The organism is Bifidobacterium sp. ESL0728 (assembly GCF_029392015.1).
GTDB lineage: Bacteria > Actinomycetota > Actinomycetes > Actinomycetales > Bifidobacteriaceae > Bifidobacterium.
On the sequence record NZ_CP113925.1, the window covers coordinates 1,942,506 to 1,963,377 of the forward strand.

Below are 20,872 nucleotides of genomic sequence, written 5' to 3' on the forward strand. Positions count from 1 at the left end.
GTTGTTTTGTTATTGACTATTTGGCTGCGAGAACGGTGTCTTCGAGCGCGGCGATAAGCAGCGAATCGTCGTTCGGCATCTGCAGGCGACGAAGTTGGCCGCCTAACGCCTCGATTTCGTCCTTCAGCTCGATATCCACGTCGTCCAGGATCTCGAGGTTGTCGACAATGAAGCCAAGCGAACCGGAGATAATGGTCTTGATGCCTTGGTTGGCAATGAGATCCTTGGCGGTCTCCTTGAAATCGGGGCCGATCCACTCCTCGCCCGTGCGCCCGGCGCTCTGCCAGGCGATGACGAACTGGTCATCGCGCAGCCCGGCCTGCTTGGCCACGGCCTTCGAGTTGCCTACGACCTCGTCGTAATAGGGGTCGCCATCCACGATGACGTGCTTCGGCAAGCTGTGGGCGCTTAGAATGACCTTCGTATCCGTGCGGTCGGTCAGGTCCTTCATCGCGATCAACTGGTCGGACCAGAACTTCATGAGGTTCTTGTCGGCCCACCAGCTGCGGATAGGATGGTAGACAACGCCAGGGTGCTTCTTGAGCGCCTCCTGAGCCTGCACATGGTCCTTCTCGGCGGTGTAGACGGAATATTGCGGAGCCATCGGAATGCCGTAAATCTCGGTCACTCCCGAATCGACCAGTTCGTCGACGCTGTCGCCGATAAACGGATGAATGTATTTGAAGCCCTTGCGTACCACGTATTCGCCCGGATGATCGCGGTCAAGCGCGGCTTGCAGGCCTGAAACCTGATTGTCGGTGAGCTTGGCCAGCGGCGAAGTGCCGCCGATCATCTTGTAGCGCCTGGCGAGGTCGTTGTAGAGCTTCTCCGAGGGCTTGTGGCCGTGGCGGATGTTGGTGTAGTAGTCCATGATGTCCTCGGTTTTGTACGGGGTGCCGTAGGCCATCAGGAGTACCGCCTTCTTCGGGGCGGAAGTTGCGTTATTGGAATTTTCACTTGTCATTATCGATGTTTCCTTTATTGAATGGGATGAATAGGGTCAGTACGATGCACACCACCGCGATGATGAGCGCAACAAGGAACATGACACGGAAAGAGGTCAGTGTCGGGTTGCCGTTGACGCTGCCGACGAGCATTGCCGAAGCGAAGACGAGCGGGGCGACGGTCATGCCAATCTTCTTGCATGCTGAGACGCCGCCGATGGCCTGCATACGCTGGTCGGGTGCGGCCAGACGGCCCGCGATGACCTGCAACGGCGAAGACATGAACGCGCCTAGACCGAAGCCGAAGATGGTCGAAAGCACAACGAACGCCGGCAGGCTGTGTGCCGTCAAAAGAATGCCGATCACGGAAATGCCGTTGATGGCGCTCGAAACGATCAACGCCTTCTTGTTGCCGAGTTTGTCGACGAAAATGCCGCCAACATACGAACCGATCAGGCTGCCCAGGCCGGTACCCATCATGGTCATGCCGGAAAGCGCCTTGGAAAGGTGGAAGACGACGTGGACGTAGGTGGGAATGTAGACGAACAGGGAGAAGAGGCTGCCGCCGACCATCGCGAGCACGAGGGTCAGCACGTAGGAGCGGTTGCGGAACAGGCTGATCGGCAGGAACGGCATCGTGGACTTGTCGAGCTTCTTTTCGGCATAGAGGAAGAGCAGGAACGCGACCACCGCGACGACGAAAAGCGCAAGAACGATGACCCAGTACTGCTTGAAGTGCTGGCTCATGGTGATGCCGAGCATGAGCGTCAAGAGCGCCACTGAGAACGAGCAGAGGCCCGCCAGATCGGTTTTGGTGCTCGTCGCCGCAAGCTGGTTGTCCATGACGAACCAGGCCATCACGAAGAGGATGAGCAGGACGGGGAGCATGCCGTAATAGAAGACGCGCCAGTTCTTCGCCATGCCAATGGCCATGCCGGCCAGAGCCGGGCCCGCGACGGCGGAAAGTCCTGCGACCACACCGACGAAGGAGACCCTGCGGCCCTGATGGTTCTTGCGCGCGGCCTGCATCAGCTCGTTCATCGCAAGCACCATGATGCCGCTGTCGCCGATGGCCTGGATGAAGCGGCCGGCGAGCATCAGCGGATACATCGGCGCGAGGGCGGTGATCAGGCAGCCGACGAACCAGAAGCCGAGCTCCCAAAGGAAGACCTTCTTGGTGCCGCGGGTGTCGGAAAGGTTCGCCATGATCGGCGTTCCGACCACCAGGCCCAACGTGTAGATGCCAGCTACCCAGGAGGAGCTCAGCGTCGTCAGTCCGAAGGTCTTGACGATCGAGGAAAGCAGGGTGCCCGCCGAACCGCTGTCGAGCTGGGTGACGAACACGACCAGCGCATAGAACCAAATCGGGGGCTTGCGCACCGCACGGCCGACGGTTTTCTCCGCGTCGGCGGCCTTGGAAGTTGCTTGAGACATGGCGTCACTCATGATGATGGGCCTCTGCGCTTGATGGAGATGACGTTGATTCGTGCACCTCGAACGAACCGTGTGCGCTTGACGCGGACTCGGTTGGATGGGATGGAGCCGGTTGTGAGGAAACCGGTTCATCGGCTCCGGCGGGGATGATCTCGCCTTCCAGCGTGTGCCGGGCACCCGGCTTGGGCAGGCTCACCTCCCAGCCATCGAGGAAGAAATGATCCAGATCCTCCACCGGCAGATACGTTCCGGTGATGAAGTACGGAAAGTCGCCGTAGATGGAGCTGGCTTCGGCGTAACGCATGGCTTCGATGATCTTCTTGAAGACCAGCGGGTCGTCGGCCAAAAGCAGGACGCCCCACTCGTGGTCGTCAAGCCCCATCGCACCGGTGATGAACGGCAAGACGCGCCCACCGAACGACCGGCCGATCATGCCATGGTCCTTCATATAGGCCTGACGCTGCTCGAAGGGAAGCGTGTACCAGTTGGCGCCCGGTATGCGGGTTTTGGACATCGGATAGAAGCAGACGTACGGCTTTTTCGGCAGCTTCGGCTTGACCGCACGCTCGACATAGGCCCAGCCGCGATCGCTCTTCGGCTTGCCGGAATAGGTGCCGGCCTCGCCGACGGAAACGAACGAACCGGCTCTGGTCAGGAACGCCGAAAGCGGCAGTTTCGCCAAGCGGTTCTCGATCTCGTTGAGCTCATCGAGCGTCTCGCGGTAAAGGATCAGTCCGAGGTCGCTCTTGCTGCCGCTGACGTCGAAGAGATACCAGCTGCCTTTGCCTGCTTCCTCGTTGGCCTCGAATTCGGCAAGCATCTGCTTGAACTGGCTGACTTCCCCACGTTGCACCTCGGGACTCTGCTTCTGGAATGACGGCCAATCCATCTTCCACCACAGATCCATGCAATACCAACCATCCAGTGTCGGTACTAGCTCTTGCATACCCTCATCTCTCCTTTGCTTTATGCGGATATGCCCGCCAGCCCGCGGCACTGCGTTGTTGCACGACATTGTCGACATGACCAGTCAGATACATCCGACAGGTTACGTCAAACCTTGCATGTCGTTCATATAATCATGTCAGTCATTACGATGTAACAACCAATACGGTTATCGATATCGACACAAGAAACCTCACCAACAACAACGAAAACAGCCGTTCTTGCCAGCTTTCCTCAAATAGCCATTAATACAGACAAATTAATAAAAGCCTGTTATAATAACTATTAGAAGGTTTGACTTCTCAAGTCACAAGAAATATGGTACACGTTGAAAATCACTTTTGAGACTTTTTGATAATATTTAGTCTCAAAACAAGCTATTCCGCGGATTTCCCGGCGTGTCGCGCCTTAATAGGCGACATCGCGTCGCAATCAAGAGATTAAAAACGGCTCACACTAACCCATGGTTACCAAAATATACTGTACATATTTCCAAGGTTTCTTTTTCTAACCATGGGTTGGTGCGAGCGGCGAAACTCAAAAGGCTGTGGCCATCCATAACGGGATGGCCACAGCCTTGAAATTTCTCAAATTATCTCGACGTCACTTCGCGTACTTGGCGGGGTTGGCGGCGAAGGACTTGGCGCAGTTGTCGCTGCAGAAGTAATAGGTCTTGCCGTTGTATTCCTGGCTGCCGGCTGCAGTCTTCGGGTCGATCGTCATGCCGCAGACCGGGTCCTTGACGGTGCTGGCGCCGCCGCTCATATTCATATCCATGGTGGTTCCTTCTTTCGCTTTCGCAGGTTGGTTGTTGTGCGACGCATCGGAAGATGCGTCAACAGATTGAGTGGTCACCTTGTGGCCGTCGAATGACAAGGTAGGAATGGAGGTTGAACTCGTCAAAGCCGATGAATCAACCGAAGCATGCGAGTCGGCTGAAACCGACGGGCGGTCCGAAGCCGATAAATGAGCGGAAGCCGACGGATGCGACGAAACTTGGGACACGCTTTCAGGCCCCGAAACGACGGAAGACGCGGCTTTCGAGGATTCACTTTCGTCTTGACCGGTTGCGCCCTTAAGTTCGACGTGACGCTCACGCAGCTTGAAGGCGAAGCGGCGCGGCTTGACTGCGGCCGGGTTAAAGCGGCGCAGACGGTTCGCGTTCAGCACCACGGAAAGCGAAGAGAACGCCATCGCGGCGCCGGCGATCATCGGGTTCAGCATAATGTGCCAGATCGGATAGAGGATACCGGCGGCAATCGGGATGCCGATGCCGTTGTAACCGAAGGCAAAACCGAGGTTCTGCTTGATGTTGCGCATGGCCGCACGCGAAAGGTCGATGGCGGTCACCAGGCCGGTGAGGCTGCCGGAGACCAGCGTGATGTCCGAGGACTCAATGGCCACGTCCGTGCCGGTGCCGATGGCGAAGCCGACGTCAGCGGCCGCGAGCGCCGGGGCGTCGTTGATGCCGTCGCCGACCATGCCGACCATGTGCCCCTCGTTCTGCAAGCGCACGATTTCCTCGGCCTTGCGTTCCGGGCGTACGCCGGCGATGACGCGGTCCACGCCCACTTCGTTGGCCATGGCGGAGGCGGTCGTCTTGTTGTCGCCGGTCAGCATGACCACCTGCAGCCCACGCTGACGTAGCGCGGCGATGGCCTTGGCCGAATCCGGCTTGACGGTGTCCGCCACCGCCAACACAGCGACCAACCTACCGTCGACAGCCGCCAGAATCGGCGTCTTTCCTTTTCTGGCATAGTTCGCGAATGTCGTTTTGATTTCTTTAGATACCGTGGTGGCGATATTGCGGTTTTTCATCAGTTCGGCATTGCCGACAACGACATTGTGTCCATCCACTTCGGCCACTACCCCGCTGCCCGGCATGGCCTCGAACGAGTCCGCCTTCGGCACTTTCAGCTTGCGCCGCTCAGCGCCTTTGACGATGGCCTGCGCGAGCGGATGCTCGGAAACCTGCTCGGCTCCGGCGATGAGGGACAGCAGATGCTCCCGTTGCTCTTGCACGTCTTTCGCATTACGGCCATTTGCGTCATCACGTCGACCAGCCTTGTCATGCCCGGTTTTCTCCCCCTGTCCGTTTTCCGGCGTTGCCTCGCCCGCCCAGCCGATGTCGGTGAGTTCAGGCTTGCCCCTCGTAATCGTGCCGGTTTTGTCGAGCACGACGGTATCGACGTCACGGGCGGTCTGCAGGGCTTCGGCGGAACGGATGAGCACGCCGTAGCGTGCGGCCTTGCCGGTGGAAATCGTCACCGAAAGCGGGGTGGCGATACCCAACGCGCACGGGCAGGCGATGACCAGCACGGCCACAGCCGAAACCAGTCCGTAAAGCCCTTGCGGCGCCGGACCCAGCACCCACCAAATCACGAAGGCCCAGATGGCAATCAAAATGACACCCGGCACGAAGTAGCCGGAAATCTTGTCAGCCAGCTTCTGGATAGGCGCTTTCGAGGTCTGGGCAGTACGCACCAGCTTGATGATCTGCGCGAGGACCGTGTCACGCCCGACTTTGGTGGCCCGATAGCTCAACGTTCCGTTGCCGTTGATGGTCGCGCCGGTCACCGTATCGCCGACGCCTTTGGCGACCGGGATGGATTCGCCGGTGATCATGGATTCGTCGATGGAGGTCTGTCCGGTGATCACCTTGCCGTCCACCGGCAGCTGCTCCCCTGGCTTGATGACGACGATATCGCCGACTTCGACCTGGTCGGCGTTGATGTCGAGTTCCTTGCCATCGCGCACGACATGAGCGGTTTTCGGCGTGAGGTTGATGAGCGCACGGATCGATTCGCCGGTGCCGAGGCGCGCATGGGCTTCGAGAAGCTGCCCCAGAAGCATCAGCGTGATGATGGTGCCGACTGATTCGTAATACGGGTCGCGGGCGCTAGGTGGCAGAATTCCCGGTACGACCGTGACCACGACGCTATAGGTATAGGACGCGGCGGTTCCCAGCGCCACCAACGAGTTCATTTCGGGAGCGCGGTGCGCGAGCGCCAGCCAGCCGGTGCGGTGAATCGGCCAGCCGGAATAGAACATGACCGGCGTGATGAAAACGAACTCGACCCAAGGATTGGTGAAGAAATCGATGATGCCCATGGGGACGAACGCCTTCAACCACATGCGGAACATGGCGAATACGAAAATCGGAATCGTCAGCACGGCAGCCACGATAAGCCGGCGGTCAAGCGCCTTGATCTCGGCTTTGCGCACCGCGTCCGGGTCGTCCTCCTGACTTTGCCCACTGCTTGCGACAGGCTGCGTCCCCGATTGCTCACTGACTTGACTCATTGGTTGCTCCGTATCATTCCCGCGCCGTTCGCCGTTTTCAACTTGTTTGTTTCGGACTTCGTTTTTGAACCCCGTCGAATAGGATCCAGTCATTTGCCCATCCAACGTTTTGTGTTTACCGGAATTATCAATATATATGATAATTTATTAGATTCAATGAACTCAGCCCTTGTTCTTTCCACCCTTCGGCAGCACATGCACGATGCCGTGCAGCATGTTCATGCCACAGGCGTAGGGCAAATCACCGGGTTTTTGCGGTGTGAATTCGACGTTGGTGGTCTTGAAGGGCGGCAAGGTCTGGTCGATGCCAAGGTCGCCGAAAATGACATGCGACGAGCATTCGCCATCCTCCTGCCGGTCGAATTGCAGACGGACCGGAGAGCCCGCCTCCACGTCGATTTCAGCTGGCGTATAGCCGCCTTTAACTACGATATGCGCCGTCTGAACAGCGCCTTCACGGCTGGCTTGTGCCGCCTTCCGAGGCGCGAAGAAGTACCAGATAATGGCGACGCTCACCAAGAGTGCCACCAGAATCACCACGATGTTGCCAACCATGTTCCCCCGCAATCCGCCGCTGGAATCCCTTCCGACAGCTTCGATGCATCCATTCGCTATAGCTGAAACTCAGCATACCCCCCTAGGGTATATACTGTCAATAATTCAGCTCAGCATCGCAACGAATAAGACACGAAAGCGATACTTGCCCGTCAGAAGGGAAACGACGATGGAAAATCACGCACCACACAACAACGGGAATACTGTCAAGTCAGCAAGCGACGACGAAAAAAACGCCAGGCCGGCGGCCAACAGTGAGACCTGCGAAAACTGCGGCAACGTCGGGTACGTCCACGACAAAAAGAAACTGGTCACCCGCCTGCGTCGCATCGAGGGGCAGATACGGGCAATCACCGCGATGGTGGAGAACGACACCTACTGCATCGACATCCTGACCCAGATCGCCGCGTCCAACAGCGCCTTGAAATCCGTAGCACTTCTGCTGCTCGGCGACCATCTCAACAGCTGTGTGGCGACGGCCGCAGCGAAAGGCGGGCCGGTCGCCGACGAGAAAATGGACGAGGCCATCGCCGCCATTACACGTTTGGTAAAGTCGTAGTTTCAACAACATAAAATGTCCTGATTCCTCCATCAGGTAAAGGAATCAGGACACGTTGTTATTTAAACCTGCCAGCGCCTGCCGGCCGGCCAAGCGGTTCCGCCGAAACGAAACCTGCATTCACGCAACAGCGGAAACACTCATTTCTTGCTGTCTGCGCGGGAGTGGCTGTAGATCATCTTCATCGAGCAGACGAAGATAATCAGCGCGCCGAAGATGACCAGACCGCCGATGATGAACACATTGGCGTACGAGGATGCAGCGCCCGCAGGAGTTCCCGCGATGCTGCCACCGCCCATGGAGGTCTTGGCCATCATCTGGCCGAAGAGCGCCACACCGATGGAACCGGTGATGGCCTGGATCAGATCGTTGAAGCCGAGCGCACGTCCGGATTCCTCGGGTTCCACCGTCAGCGTCGCGGTATCGACGATCGGCTGGTAGAAGAAGGAGGTTCCGAAGTAGTAGAGGCACGGCGCCACGGCGAGCGCCCAGATCTTGCCGGCCGGAATCAGGAACGCGATGGCGATCAGGCCGGTGCCCATGCAGGCGAGGGCGAGAATGATCGAGGCCTTGCGGCCGATGCGCTGGATGATCGGACCTGCGGCGAAGCCCATGATGGCGGCCAAAATGATCGACCAGACCAGCAGGTTGGAGACCTTGGAGGAGTCGATGCCGTAGACGTTGAGGCCGATGTTGTTGACGCCGGCGTTCAGGGTGTAGCTGAAGAAGTAGCCGACGAAGATGACGGTCATGGTCACGGCGAAGGCCGGGTTGGTGAGCATCTTGGGGGTGATGAACGGCTTCTTGGCCTTGTTGATGTAGATCACGAACGCCACGAGCGTCAAGATGCAGGCAATGCCCCAACCCCAGTTCATATCGGTGAAGAACATGGTCACCGCGCCTGCGAAGAGGCCGATGAGCGTGAAGCCGACACCGTCGATGTGGGCACCCTTCGCGTGCTGGTCAGGAAGGTTCTTGGCCAGGGCGGGAAGGAAGAGGACCGCGACGATGCCGATGCCGAAGAGCCAACGCCAATCGATAAGGGTCATGTAGCCGGCGAGGAAGACGCCCAGCGCGGCGGCGATGCGGAAAACGGCCACGAAGACGCCGTACCAGATCACGCGCTTGCGCTTTTCGACGTACTTGGAGACCAGCACCAGGAAGATGGAGCCGGAGACCTGCCAGCCGATGGACTGCAGGACGCGGGCCGCGATGACGATCCAGATGCTGTAGGTACCGAAGCAACCCAAAATCGAACCCAGAATGAAGACGATGGTGCCTGCGCAGACCATCTTCTTCAGGGACACGAAGTCGCCCAACGAACCGTAGATCACGCAGACGATGCCCAGCACAATGCCCGGGATCGAGGTGATCAGCGGTGCCAGACCCGGCTGGCCCAGCTGCTTGCCGATGTTGACATAGATCATGCCGAACGCCTGCTGCTGCAGCACGCCCAAAGTGAAGAGGGCGAGGATAATCGGGATGGCGACCTTGGCCATCTTATTCATTTTCTCGAACTCCGGGGTCCCCTCCTCAGGAACCGGTATCCCGTTGCTCTGATCTTCTTTGACTGCTGTTTCAGTCATGTACTTTCCTTTCCCTTCGAAAAGTATTTTTGTTTATTTTTGTTCGCGTTCAACGGATGCGATCCGCCCAACGAAACGTTTGCGGAACCGCTGAACGTCGACGTCCACACACACGGTGACGTTGCGGTTGCTGCTGATGATGCCGTCGAAGTCGACCACGGTGGCACCAAGGGTCAGAGGACTGGAAATCTCCACGTCCACGAATGCGTCGCGCATGGTGAACATGTCGGGTTCTACCATGGCCAGGGCGGCGGAAGGGTCATACATCTTGATGCCGTTTTCGATGTGGCCGCCGTCATAGGAACGGAACAGCGCACCGATCATCACGCCGACTTCGCCGGTGGATTCCATGCGTTCCAGATCGTCGACGACAAGGTGCGCCTTGCGCCCGATATCAAGCCCCACCATGGTGATGGGCAGGCCGGAACGGAAGACCATTTTCGCGGCTTCCGGATCCACCGAAATATTGAACTCGCCGTAGACGCCGATGTTGCCTCGGCTGGTCGAGCCTCCCATCATCACAATGCGCTCGACGTGCTCCTTGACTTCCGGGAACGTAGCGAACAGCAGCGCGATATTGGTCAGCGGGCCCAGCGTGAGGATGGTGACCGGCTCTGTGCTTTCCATCAGCACGCGACGCTCTTCCAAAACCGCGTTGTTGGCGGTCAGCAGCGTGGTGTCGGGTTCGGGGAAATCGAACATGCCCATGCCGCCCTTGCCGTGCGCTTCGGTGGCGAAGCGGTTCTCGCGCATCAAAGGCGCCACGGCACCCTTGGCGACGGGAATCCTGCGGCCGAGGAAGGTCAACAGTTTCAACGCGTTGTTGGTGGTGTGTCCGATGCCGACATTGCCCGAAACCGAGGCGATGAGCTTGATGTCGACGCTGGGCTCGTCCACCAGAAGGGTGATGGCGGCGGCGTCGTCGATACCGGGGTCGGTATCGATGATCAATGGTTTTGGTTTTTGGGTATTCATCTGTTATTCCTCCGTTGAAATAATCGTTGACGTTTCCAAATTGTCGACCTCGTCGGCCAACGGTATCGAAGGGGCCGCGCCTTGGCGCGAAACCGCAATCGCCGCGGCTTTCGAGGCCCTTTCAAGGCTTGTGGCGATGTCCTTGCCGACCACCATATTGGCCAGGACGTAGCCGGTGAAGGTATCGCCTGCGGCGGTGGTATCGACCACCGGCACGCGGTAGGCAGGCTGACGGACGCGTTGCGTTCCCTTTGCGTAACCTGAGCCCCAGGAACCTGAGGTGAGAATGGTGGCGGCGCCAGGGAATTTCTCGCACATCGCGTCCAGCAGGATTTCCGGCGTACCGGACTTGCCGGTGATCGCCTCGGCCTCGCCGCCGTTGAGGATGAAGCAATCGACCAGGCTCAGATCGACCTCATCCAAGAGCTCGTCGGCCGGCGAGGGATTCATGGCCACCTTCATGCCGCGCTGATGCGCCTGTTCGACGATATAGCCCAGGAGGTTGGTCTCGTTCTGCACGAGCAGCCAGTCCTCCTTGCCGAATTTCTGGAGCACCTCGTCGACGAAATCCTTGGTGAGGGCACGGTTGGCGCCGCTATACAGGACGATGCAATTGTCGCCATCGTGATTGCGTTGGACAATCGCGTTGCCGGTACGCTCCTCGTCGCAAATCTTCACATCCGTCGTATCCACACCGGCCTCGTCAAGCAGGTCGCGCAGGGACACTCCGTCCTTGCCGATCAGCCCGGCGTGACAAATCGACGCGCCGGCCTTGCCTGCAGCAATGGACTGGTTGAGCCCCTTGCCGCCCGGGTACTGGTTCAGGCCGCTTGAAGTGATCGTCTGTCCTTTGGTGACGAAATCGACGACATCATAGACAAAATCGATGTTCAATGAACCGAAATTCAGAATTTTCATTGACATTCATTCCCCTTGTTTTTTCTTTGGGTCATGGTTGATTGCCCGCCATGGCCGACTCTTTCATGTTGGATATTGTTGATTTCTGATTGTTTTTCAAGACCTGTATTCCGAACCCGAACGTGCGCCCTCAATCGCATCGACGAATTGCGGAACCGTGAAGACGGTTTCCTTGAGCCCGACACCTTGCGCCACTCTGGTGATGGGAGGCGGGGTAACGTAGGACTTACGTAATACATCTACCTGCGAAAACACCTCTGCCGGCGTGCCATCGACGAGCACCTCGCCTTGGCACATCACGACGACGCGGTCGAAGTTGGAGACGACGAATTTCATATCGTGGCTGATGGCGATGCACAGCTTGCCCTCATGCTTGAGCTCGGCGATCAGTTCGTGCAACCGGGCATCCCCCGCGTAATCCTGCCCGCAGGTCGGTTCGTCGAAAACCACGGCGTCCGGGTCCATCATGATGACCGCCCCGATGCCGCAGAATTTCTTCTCTGTCGGGCTCAGATCGGCGGGATGGACGTCCAGTTTGTCTTGCAGACCGGTCAATGCCGCGACCTTTTCGATCCGATAGTCGATGGTGGCCTCGTCCACGCCGATGTTCCGGGGGCCGAACGCGAACTCCTCACGCACGGTTTCCAGAAACAGCTGGTCGTCGGGATTCTGAAACACATAGCCCACACGCTTCGACCACTGCGCGGTGGTACGCTCCGAAATCTCGGTTCCATCAATCTGCAAGGAACCGGCCGTGGGTCGTAGAATCCCGTTGAGCTGCTTGGCCAGCGTCGTCTTCCCTGCGCCGTTCTGTCCGACGATGGCCACCGACTGATCGCCTTCAAAGCACAGGTTGATACTATGCAGCGCCTGATGACCGGACTGGTAACTATAGCCCACGTCGCGCAATTCGATCTTCATCGCCGAAGCACCTCCTCGGCCATCGCCAAACTTTCGTCGTAGGTGATCGCCAGCTTTCCGTCGCCCAAACCATATCGGTCAAGGCCTTTCGACAGCTTTACGTAATCGGGAGCATCGATGCCGTAACACTGAAGATCGGGAACCGAGAATATTTCCCGGGGGCTTCCGACAAGCCTTACCTGACCCTGATCCATCACCACGACGGTATCGGCATATTTCGCGACCCGTTCCATATCGTGATCGACCATAATGACGGTGACCCCGGAGGCGTTGAGCTGCTTGACGATATCGAAGATCTCCGAGGCGCCGAGCGGATCGAGTTGCGTCGTGCACTCGTCAAGGACGAGAATGTTGGGCTCCAGAATGAACGTGGAACCGAACGCGACGCGCTGCACCTGCCCGCCGGAAAGCTCAAGCGGGTCACGATCGAGCAAGTTTTCGATGTGCATCAACTGCGAAACCAATTTGACTCGGCGACGCATTTCCTCGCGGGAGACACCCCGGTTACCCAACCCATAAGCCAGTTCCTCGGCGACGGTTCCCGACGCGTAGGTCAGCTGATTGAAGGGATTCTGGAAGACGAGGCCGATATAGTTCGACAGGTCCGCCACACTGGCGTCGTCCGTATCCACGCCGTTGATGCGTACGCCACCCTTGCTTTTACCGGTGAAATAATGCGGGATAAGCCCGACCAACGCGTTGCACAGCGTGGTTTTGCCCGCACCGTTGGCTCCGACGATGCACAGGAACTCCCCTTCATACACGGTGAAATTCACATCCCTGATCGCAGGAGCTTTGGCATCTTGATAAGTGAATGAAAAATGTTCGACTTCAACAACAGGTTTCATCGCACACCTCCCCACGGATAGGTCAGCGGAATCGTTCCGGTGTGACCGAGAATCGAAAGGACCAGGACGAGCGCGAAAACGGCGATCAACGACCAGAGGGCCACGGTGTCGTTAGAAGTCCAAGAAGTCTTGACATAGTTGGTGCGACGCACGCCCTTGATACCGAAACCGCGGGTTTCCAGGGTCATGCCGCGTTCCTGCGCATCGGTCAGCGATGACATGACCACCGGGCCGATCAGCGGAAGGAATGCCTTGAACCTCGAAACCAGGCCACCGCCCGTGGCAAGCCCGCGCGCGTTTTGCGCCTGTCGGATCACAGTGGTCTTGCGCTGCATCTGGGGCACCACATTCAATGAGGCGAAAATGAGATAACCGACCTTGCTCGGGCAGCCGATCTGCGTCAAAGCGGAGACCAGCGAGCCGATATAGGTGGTTTTGTCGGCGATATAGAAGCTGCCGAGGAAGACCAACACCGTGGCCACGATCTTCGCGGCATAAAGCACGCCCTGAAGTCCGAGCTGCGCGAAGCCGAAATCAGCGATGACAGTGATGTTCTTGGGGCTGTAAAAGCCTTGGATGAACATCAACATGATGGTCATCGGCACTCCGAAACCGAACATCAGCTTGGAGAACGCCCCCAGGCAACCGACCCGCCACGCAAGAACGAACAGCAGCACGACGAACAGCAATCCCAGCGTGAAATCGGGCCAGACAAGCGCGGCCACTCCCAGCAGCAGCACACCAAGGAATTTGACCAGCGGGTTGGCCTTGCCCATCGCCCCCGGCGCATCGTGCACCGCGTCGGCACGGCGCAGACGCTCATCCATTTCGGCATCGGACGGCAACACGCTGGCATTGGCATTGCCGCTTTTGCCCTGCCGCAGGTCGGCGAGAATGGATTCGAGATCGTAGCCGCGCGTCGCCACGTCGGCCTTGATCGGCTTGAAATTGGTGGTTTTGATATTGCCCGAGGCGTACTGGCTCATAAAGCGGCGCGGGATCTTACGCACCACGAGACTGACGATGATCAGCGTGATGCCCTTATCGATCAGATTCTCCAGCATCGAAGAGGAAAAGACCGAAATAATGATGTTCTTCCAGGCCACGGTGAGCGCTGCGGTGAGGATGGAGGTGCCGTTGACGCCCGTGGCACCGCCGTAGACGAAAACGGTGATCATGGAGGCGGTGACGGTGTTGACCGCGGAGCATGCCAGCCAGATCAGGAGGATGCCCCAGAGCTTCTTGAGCAGCCCAGCTTTGACCATGAAGCCCACAACCAGCCCGCACAGCACGCTGGACAGCGCGTAAGGCAGATAGACCGGATTCGCCACGATGGCCAAGAAGACGTTGGTCAGCAGCCCGCAAAGAGCCGCGACCCAAGGCCCGCTCAGGCAGGCGATTACCATGGTGCCGATCATGTCCATGAACAACGGCAGTTTCAGCGTCGAACACAAGGTCCCGCCGATGAGGTTGATTCCCACTGCGATAGGAATCAGTACAAGAGATTTTGTCGAGAATTGGGAAGTAATACTATGTAGCAACTTAGACCATAACGTTACTTTCATGCCACCCTTACCAATCTTTCATGACCGGCACAGCATCATTGCCTGCAGCTATACCTGTGAGAAACGATTTACCTAAATTCTTTCCTGCTTAGCCAATAAACCCGTAACTTGTGTTAATTAGACACCCCAATTTTTGTTGGCCGTTATTCGGCCAGAGCTCGATAATAAACTAGTGGCCAGAGAAACGCAACCTGTCTAATAATTATCACTTAAAGCTAATTATTGCGGATTAATCCATATCCTCTGATAAAAAAACCGACGGCATGACTTAACCAATGAATCCAGCCGGGAAGCACAGTCAATAAACCGCTAATACAAGCTACGTAATACGGCAAACCTAGCGCTGAAACCGTCCGACACAAACCGCAATGCTTATGCTTGCCGTATCGCGGACAACAAAAATGCCCGCCACGGCCTTTCGGCTATGACGGGCATCAGAATCTTGAAAGCCACCTATCCGGCTATTTCGGCTACTCCAGCTCGAGTTTGCCGGTGTAGAGCTGGTAGTATTCGCCGTGCTGGGCGATGAGCTGCTCGTGGGTGCCGCGCTCGATGATGCGGCCATGGTCGAGCACCATGATGATGTCGGAATTGCGCACGGTGGAGAGACGATGGGCGATGACGAAGACGGTGCGGCCGTTCATCAGCGCGTCCATGCCCTGTTCCACGACCTCCTCGGTGCGGGTGTCGATGGAGCTGGTCGCCTCGTCCAGGATCATGGCGGGTGGATCGGCCACGGCGGCGCGCGCGATGGAGATCAGCTGGCGCTGGCCCTGCGAAAGGCCGGAACCATCGCCCTGAAGCACGGTGTTGTAGCCTTGCGGCAGCATGCGGATGAAGCCGTCGGCGTTGGTACGCTTGGCCGCGTCGACGCATTCCTCATCGGTGGCGTCGAGTTTGCCATAACGGATGTTGTCGAGCACAGTTCCTGTGAAAAGATTCACATCCTGCAGCACGATACCCAACGAGCGGCGCAAATCGGCCTTCTTGATGTTGTTCACATCGATGCCGTCGTAGAGAATCTGACCTTCCTGGACATCATAGAAGCGGTTGATGAGGTTGGTGATGGTGGTCTTGCCCGCGCCGGTGGCTCCGACCAAGGCCATCTTCTGCCCCGGTTTGGCGAACCACGTAATGTCATGCAAAACGGTCTTGTCGGGATTGTAGCCGAACGAGACGTTGGTGAAGCGCACGTCGCCGCGCAACAGCGTCAGGCGGCCGTCGGGCGAGGTAATCGCCTTTTCGTGCGCCTTCAGGGCCACCTCACGGGCCGAACCCTTGAGCTTCTTGGCGGCTTCCAGCGAGCGCGTGCCGTCGTCGTCCGCGGCGCGTTTCCAGGCCCAATGGCCGGTCTCGTGATCGGTTTCGGTCATTGTGCAGCCGTCGGAGCCGAGTTCGACGCTCACGAGACGTACGGTGCCGTTGTCGGATTCCACCGGTTCGTCGATCAGGTTGAAGATACGGGCGGCGCCGGCGAGCGCCATCATGATCATGTTGATCTGCGAGGAGATCTGGCTGATCGGGTTGATCAGGGCCTTGGAAAGCGTCAAGAACGAAACGATCATGCCCAACGTCAGCGTGCCGGAACCGGAGATGCCGAAGTTGAACCAGCCGTTGATGCCGGCAACGCCGCCGACGATGGCCAAGAGCACGTAAAGTACGTTGCCCATGTTGCCGATCACCGGCATGGTGATGTTCGCGTAGATGTTGGCCTTGGAGGAGGCTTCGAAAAGCGCTTCGTTCTTCTGATCGAAAACGCTCTGCGTGGCGTTCTCGTGGTTGAAGACCTTGATGACTTTCTGCCCGTTGACGGATTCCTCGACGAACGCGTTGACGTCGCCGATGTTCTCCTGCTGGCGCATGAAGTAGCGCCCGGAACGGCTGACGATCACCCGCACCAAAAGCATCATCAGCACGATGAAAACGACGGTGAAAATGGTGAACGGCACGGAAAGCCAAAGCATCGCCAGCAGCGCCGCCACCACGGACGCCCCGGAAATCAAGAGCTGCGGCATGGCCTGCGAGACCATCTGGCGCAGGGTGTCGGTGTCGTTGGTGTAACGGCTCATCATGTCGCCGTGCTCGTGGGTGTCGAAGTAGCGGATCGGCAGCTTCTGCTGGTGCTCGAACATCTCGTCACGCACCGTCTTCAGGACGCCCTGCTCAATGCCGACGACCATATAGTTCCAGATGAACGAGCAGACCATACCCAGCGCGTAGATCGAGCCGACGATGATGGTCATATGAATCAGCGGCCCCCAATCCGGGGTTTGCGCGTGGATGAAGGGCATGATGCAGTTGTCGATCAGCGGCTGCAGCACGAACGAGGGCAGTGACTGGGTGCAGGCGCACACCAGAATGCCGATGATCACGACGACGCATTGCCAGCGGTAGTGGAAGATATAGCCGAGCAGCCGCTTGGTGGTGCCCTTCGGCGCCTTCTGGACCGCGGGCACGCCGGGCTTGCCGGCCTTGTTCTTCTTCACCGCGCCCTTGGTCTGGCTTTTGTCGTCTTGAGCGGTTACGTCCTGTTTGTTGCTGTTTTTCGTAGTCATCGTGGCTTCACTCATCGTCATCATCCCCCTTACCCTGGTTCTTCGTCTGGGAATCGTAAATCGAACGGTATTCCTCGCATGTCTTCAAGAGCTCGTCGTGCGTGCCGTGGTCGAGGATATGGCCTTCCTCCATGACGATAATCTCGTCGGATTCCTGCACGGAAGCGAGCCTCTGGGCGATGATGATCTTCGTGGTATCGGGGATTTCCGTGGCAAACGCATCGCGAATCAACTTGTCCGTCTTGGTATCGACGGCGCTGGTGGAATCGTCGAGAATCAAGATCTTCGGCTTCTTGAGCAACGCGCGGGCGATACATAGACGTTGCCTCTGCCCGCCGGAAACATTGGATCCGCCTTCCTCGATATAGGTGTCGTAGCCCTTCGGGAATTCGCGGATGAACCCGTCGGCCTGCGCGAGCTTGCAGACGCGCACCACGTCCTCGTCGCTGGCTTCGGGGTTGCCCCAGCGAATGTTCTCGGCGATGGTTCCGGTGAAGAGCACGTTCTTCTGCAAGACCATGGCGACGGCATCGCGCAACGCGACCAGGTCGTAATCGCGCACATCGTGCCCGCCGACCTCAAGCGAGCCGGACGACACGTCGTAAAGCCGCGGGATAAGCTGTACCAGGCTTGACTTGGACGAGCCTGTACCGCCGACGATACCGACAGTCTTGCCGGCTTTGATGTCGAGGTTGATGTCTTCAAGCACCGGTCGTTCAGAGCCTTCTGAATACCGGAAGGTGACATCGTTGAACTTGATGGAGCCGTCGGGGACGTTGGTAATCGGATGGCTGTTGTCGCGCACCGTGCTCACTTCGTTCAGCACCTGGCAGATACGTTCGGCGTCCGCACGGGAGATGACGACCATGACCACAATCATCGAGACCATATTCAGCGACATCAGGATCTGCATGGCGTAGGTGACCAGCGCAGTCAGGTCGCCGGTGGTCAGGCCCAGCGCCGGGTTGTTGTGCGCCACGACGATCTGCTTGGTGGCCATCCAGGAGATGATGAGCATCGCGCCGTAGATGCAGGTGTTGAGGATCGGCCAGTTGAAGGCCATCACATGTTCGGCACGGCAGAAGTACTCGAAGATTCGCTTCGAGACGCGGCCGAACTTGCGGTCCTCATGCTCCTCGCGGTCATAGGACTTCACGACGCGGATGCCCTGCAGGTTCTCGTCGACGATGTTGTTCAGGTGGTCGTAGGTATGGAAGACCTTCTCGAAGATCGGATGGACGGAAAGCGCCAGCCCCGTCAACGCCACACCCAGAATCGGGATGATGACCAGGAATACCATCGAAATTGAATGGCTGATCCTGAACGAGAAGATCCATGCGACGATGACCATCATCGGGGCGCGAACCGCGACGCGGATGATCATCTGGAACGCGAACTGGATGTTGGTGACATCGGTGGTGAGCCTGGTGATGATGGAACCGGTGGAGAACCGGTCGATGTTGGTGAAGCTGAAGCCTTGCACTTTCTCGAACAGATCATGGCGCAGGTTCTTGGCGAAACCGGACGAGCCGATGGCCGCGTAACGCCCGGACATGAACCCTGCGAACAGGGAGAGAATGGCGCAACCCAGCAGGATGAGGCCGAACTTCCAGATCGCCGGCATCGAACCGCCGGAGACGCCCTGATCGATCAGCTGGGCCATGATGGTGGGAATCACGATCTCAAGAACGCTCTCCACCATCACAAAAGCCGGAGCCAACAGGCTTTCACGTTTGTATTCGCGAAGACTATGCAGCAACGTACGAATCAGATGTTTGGGGTGTTCCTGATCCGTTGTTGTCACCTGCGTGTTCTGGGGAGCATCAAGTGCCTTGCTCATCCATCCTCTTTTCCTGCTTTTCACGAAACCGCCGCTTCTCCCCCATGACTTTCGTCCCGTTTCATGCCGACGCGACGCGCGAAATTCGCGGCGCATACCCGGTCAGAAACGAGGGACTACCGAAGCAAACAGACTATATAACGCTATTACGAACCGGCTACAATATGACCTGCCAAAATGCGTACAAACAAGCCAAAATTCGCCATTCCCAGACTTTCTATCCATTTAGTGTTTTTATGCTCTGAGAGTATCCCCTCACTGCGTCGTTCACGCTTTTGTTGATTTTCCAATTAAGCGGATTGCAGGAAATCAGAAAATTCCCATATAATTCTTTTATGTAAATAATTACTCTGATACAATACTTACCGACCGAACGGTAACTACGAAAGTTACCTCCAACCAAGGAGGGTGTAAATGGACTCAACAATACAGGTCACCAAATCGAACCTGGCGCCGGATACCCAAAAGCCATTGCAGAACAAAGTACGTTTCGCATTGGGCTTCGTCATGGTTTCCGTCCTCTGGGCAGCGCCCTTTGCCATGGGCTCCGGCGTGCTGCTTCCCGAGACGTTCAAACACCTTTCCGGCGTCTCCGCTGAAAATGCCGTCAGCACCATGAGTTCGGTCAGCGTCATCTTCGCGCTCGTCGCCAACATCGTATTCGGAACGCTTTCCGACATTTCCAAGTTCAAGATCGGCAAGCGCACCCCATGGATCGTTGCAGGTGGCGTCATCGGCGCCGCCGGCTATCTGCTCACCGCTGAATCGAAGACCCTTCTGTGGATCGTCATCGGCTGGTGCATCGTGCAGATCGGTATCAACTGCCTGATCGCCCCCGCCGTCGCAGTGCTTTCCGACCGCATCCCCGAGGATGTGCGCGGCACCTATTCGGCGCTTTACGGCGCCGGCCAGATCGTGGGCATGCAGGTCGGCAATTTCGTCGGCAGCTTCTTCCTGAGCCACCTGAACACCGGCCTCGTCGTCGGCACCTGCATCTTCCTCTTCTCCGGCATCCTTACAGTCCTCATCTGGCCTCGCGAGCAGTCGGCCGAGCACAACGACAAGGCCACCTCTGCCGGCGACATCGCACGCTCCTTCATTCCCCCGACCAAGAACAGCCGCGACTTCTACCTGGCCCTCATCGGCCGCTTCACCTTCACGGTCGGCTGCTTCATGATCTCCGGATTCCAGCTCCTGATCCTTGAGCGCTACATCCATCTGAGCACCGCCGACGCAGGACACGCCACCCAGGTCATCGCCATCATCACCGTGGTGACCACCATCATCGCAGCGGCATTCTCCGGCCCCATCTCCGACTATCTGCAGCGACGCAAGGTCATCGTCTCCATCGCCTGCATCATCATCGCCTTGGGCATGTTCGTGGTATGGCTCATGCCAACGACCACAGGCATCTACATCTACGCGGCGCTTGCCGGCATCGGCAACGGCTGCTACATGTCCGTCGACCAGGCCCTCAACGTAGACGTGCTGCCCAACCCGAAGGAAGCCGGCAAGGACCTAGGAATCCTGAACCTCTCCAACACCGTCGGACAGGCCATCGCCCCTTGGTGCACTTCCCTGTTCATCAGCCTCTCCGGTGGCTATAAGGGCGTCTTCCCCGTCGCCATCGCCTTCCTGCTGGTCGGCACGATCTTCATCATGATGATCCGCAAGGTCAAGTAGGGCTCGGTAATCGATAAAGAATGAGGCGGTGTCGCACCCTGCGCACCATCTCGTACAAGACCCTCAGATTATATTCAGAACATAATCTGAGGGCCTTCTTATTGCCTTTTGTCTTTGACCTTTAAAACATGCCGGACAGAACCATCATCATCAAGCAATATGCGCACCATCCCATGAAACCGTATTTCAGGACATTGAAAAGTGGATAAAATAAGATGCGCCATATATTTTACTTTTCAAA

The 20,872-nt window shown here is 57.6% G+C and carries 15 protein-coding genes and 1 pseudogene; 2 read left to right on the forward strand and 14 right to left on the reverse strand.

The genetic code is table 11. From position 1 onward, the window contains the following. Positions 1–16: 16 nt before the first annotated feature. From hemH to OZX67_RS07420, 5 genes are all read right to left on the reverse strand, one after another. A complete protein-coding gene (hemH, locus tag OZX67_RS07400; RefSeq protein ID WP_277142165.1) occupies positions 17–964 on the reverse strand; it encodes a ferrochelatase in 948 nt (315 codons plus the stop codon). Continuing rightward, positions 954–2,378 (reverse strand): MFS transporter, encoded by a 1,425-nt coding sequence (locus OZX67_RS07405; protein WP_277142166.1) that lies wholly within the window; start codon positions 2,376–2,378, stop codon positions 954–956. The genes hemH and OZX67_RS07405 overlap by 11 nt, the downstream gene beginning before the upstream one ends. Before the next feature lie 4 nt (positions 2,379–2,382). Then, on the reverse strand, positions 2,383–3,324 hold the full coding sequence (locus OZX67_RS07410) for a chlorite dismutase family protein (RefSeq protein ID WP_277142168.1): 942 nt from the start codon (positions 3,322–3,324) through the stop codon (positions 2,383–2,385). A 602-nt stretch (positions 3,325–3,926) separates the two neighbouring features. Then, entirely contained in the window at positions 3,927–6,626 is a 2,700-nt protein-coding gene (locus OZX67_RS07415) for a heavy metal translocating P-type ATPase (protein WP_277142171.1), read from the reverse strand. A 162-nt stretch (positions 6,627–6,788) separates the two neighbouring features. Then, positions 6,789–7,181, reverse strand: a complete 393-nt coding sequence (locus tag OZX67_RS07420; RefSeq protein ID WP_277142173.1) for a cupredoxin domain-containing protein — start codon at positions 7,179–7,181, stop codon at positions 6,789–6,791. Positions 7,182–7,488: 307 nt separating this feature from the next. Here OZX67_RS07420 and OZX67_RS07425 point away from each other — a divergent pair, with 307 nt between their 5' ends. Beyond that, positions 7,489–7,740, forward strand: a complete 252-nt coding sequence (locus OZX67_RS07425; RefSeq protein ID WP_277145026.1) for a metal-sensitive transcriptional regulator — start codon at positions 7,489–7,491, stop codon at positions 7,738–7,740. Positions 7,741–7,880: 140 nt separating this feature from the next. Here the strand turns inward: OZX67_RS07425 and OZX67_RS07430 are convergent, their stop codons facing one another. The 9 genes and pseudogenes from OZX67_RS07430 to OZX67_RS07465 all read right to left on the reverse strand — a co-directional run bounded on the left by OZX67_RS07430 (position 7,881) and on the right by OZX67_RS07465 (position 18,948). Continuing rightward, entirely contained in the window at positions 7,881–9,326 is a 1,446-nt protein-coding gene (locus OZX67_RS07430; protein ID WP_277142175.1) for an MFS transporter, read from the reverse strand. Positions 9,327–9,359: 33 nt separating this feature from the next. Then, positions 9,360–10,301 (reverse strand): nucleoside hydrolase, encoded by a 942-nt coding sequence (locus tag OZX67_RS07435; RefSeq protein ID WP_277142178.1) that lies wholly within the window; start codon positions 10,299–10,301, stop codon positions 9,360–9,362. A gap of 3 nt (positions 10,302–10,304) precedes the next feature. Further along, positions 10,305–11,219, reverse strand: coding sequence for a ribokinase (locus OZX67_RS07440; protein ID WP_277142181.1), 915 nt, complete (start codon positions 11,217–11,219; stop codon positions 10,305–10,307). A 96-nt stretch (positions 11,220–11,315) separates the two neighbouring features. After that, positions 11,316–12,140, reverse strand: coding sequence for an ATP-binding cassette domain-containing protein (locus OZX67_RS07445; RefSeq protein ID WP_277142183.1), 825 nt, complete (start codon positions 12,138–12,140; stop codon positions 11,316–11,318). Further along, positions 12,137–12,988 (reverse strand): ATP-binding cassette domain-containing protein, encoded by an 852-nt coding sequence (locus tag OZX67_RS07450; RefSeq protein ID WP_277142185.1) that lies wholly within the window; start codon positions 12,986–12,988, stop codon positions 12,137–12,139. Before OZX67_RS07450 ends, OZX67_RS07445 begins: the two co-directional genes overlap by 4 nt. Then, positions 12,985–13,815, reverse strand: a complete 831-nt coding sequence (locus OZX67_RS09660; RefSeq protein WP_348519625.1) for an energy-coupling factor transporter transmembrane component T — start codon at positions 13,813–13,815, stop codon at positions 12,985–12,987. Before OZX67_RS09660 ends, OZX67_RS07450 begins: the two co-directional genes overlap by 4 nt. Before the next feature lie 120 nt (positions 13,816–13,935). Next, a pseudogene (locus OZX67_RS09665) lies at positions 13,936–14,553 on the reverse strand (ECF transporter S component); the annotation flags it as partial. A gap of 470 nt (positions 14,554–15,023) precedes the next feature. Further along, on the reverse strand, positions 15,024–17,039 hold the full coding sequence (locus tag OZX67_RS07460; protein ID WP_277145028.1) for an ABC transporter ATP-binding protein: 2,016 nt from the start codon (positions 17,037–17,039) through the stop codon (positions 15,024–15,026). Between the two features lie 76 nt (positions 17,040–17,115). Continuing rightward, on the reverse strand, positions 17,116–18,948 hold the full coding sequence (locus tag OZX67_RS07465) for an ABC transporter ATP-binding protein (protein ID WP_277142189.1): 1,833 nt from the start codon (positions 18,946–18,948) through the stop codon (positions 17,116–17,118). Positions 18,949–19,362: 414 nt separating this feature from the next. Between OZX67_RS07465 and OZX67_RS07470 the strand changes: the two genes are divergently transcribed. Next, positions 19,363–20,631 (forward strand): MFS transporter, encoded by a 1,269-nt coding sequence (locus tag OZX67_RS07470; RefSeq protein WP_277142191.1) that lies wholly within the window; start codon positions 19,363–19,365, stop codon positions 20,629–20,631. Positions 20,632–20,872: the final 241 nt, after the last annotated feature.

Coding starts and splice junctions, on each gene's coding strand:
- hemH (WP_277142165.1), bottom strand. CDS start 964: ATGACAAGTGAAAATTCCAATAACGCAACTTCCGCCCCGAAGAAGGCG.
- OZX67_RS07405 (WP_277142166.1), bottom strand. CDS start 2,378: ATGTCTCAAGCAACTTCCAAGGCCGCCGACGCGGAGAAAACCGTCGGC.
- OZX67_RS07410 (WP_277142168.1), bottom strand. CDS start 3,324: ATGCAAGAGCTAGTACCGACACTGGATGGTTGGTATTGCATGGATCTG.
- OZX67_RS07415 (WP_277142171.1), bottom strand. CDS start 6,626: ATGAGTCAAGTCAGTGAGCAATCGGGGACGCAGCCTGTCGCAAGCAGT.
- OZX67_RS07420 (WP_277142173.1), bottom strand. CDS start 7,181: ATGGTTGGCAACATCGTGGTGATTCTGGTGGCACTCTTGGTGAGCGTC.
- OZX67_RS07430 (WP_277142175.1), bottom strand. CDS start 9,326: ATGACTGAAACAGCAGTCAAAGAAGATCAGAGCAACGGGATACCGGTT.
- OZX67_RS07435 (WP_277142178.1), bottom strand. CDS start 10,301: ATGAATACCCAAAAACCAAAACCATTGATCATCGATACCGACCCCGGT.
- OZX67_RS07440 (WP_277142181.1), bottom strand. CDS start 11,219: ATGAAAATTCTGAATTTCGGTTCATTGAACATCGATTTTGTCTATGAT.
- OZX67_RS07445 (WP_277142183.1), bottom strand. CDS start 12,140: ATGAAGATCGAATTGCGCGACGTGGGCTATAGTTACCAGTCCGGTCAT.
- OZX67_RS07450 (WP_277142185.1), bottom strand. CDS start 12,988: ATGAAACCTGTTGTTGAAGTCGAACATTTTTCATTCACTTATCAAGAT.
- OZX67_RS09660 (WP_348519625.1), bottom strand. CDS start 13,815: ATGGATGAGCGTCTGCGCCGTGCCGACGCGGTGCACGATGCGCCGGGG.
- OZX67_RS07465 (WP_277142189.1), bottom strand. CDS start 18,948: ATGAGCAAGGCACTTGATGCTCCCCAGAACACGCAGGTGACAACAACG.
- OZX67_RS07470 (WP_277142191.1), top strand. CDS start 19,363: ATGGACTCAACAATACAGGTCACCAAATCGAACCTGGCGCCGGATACC.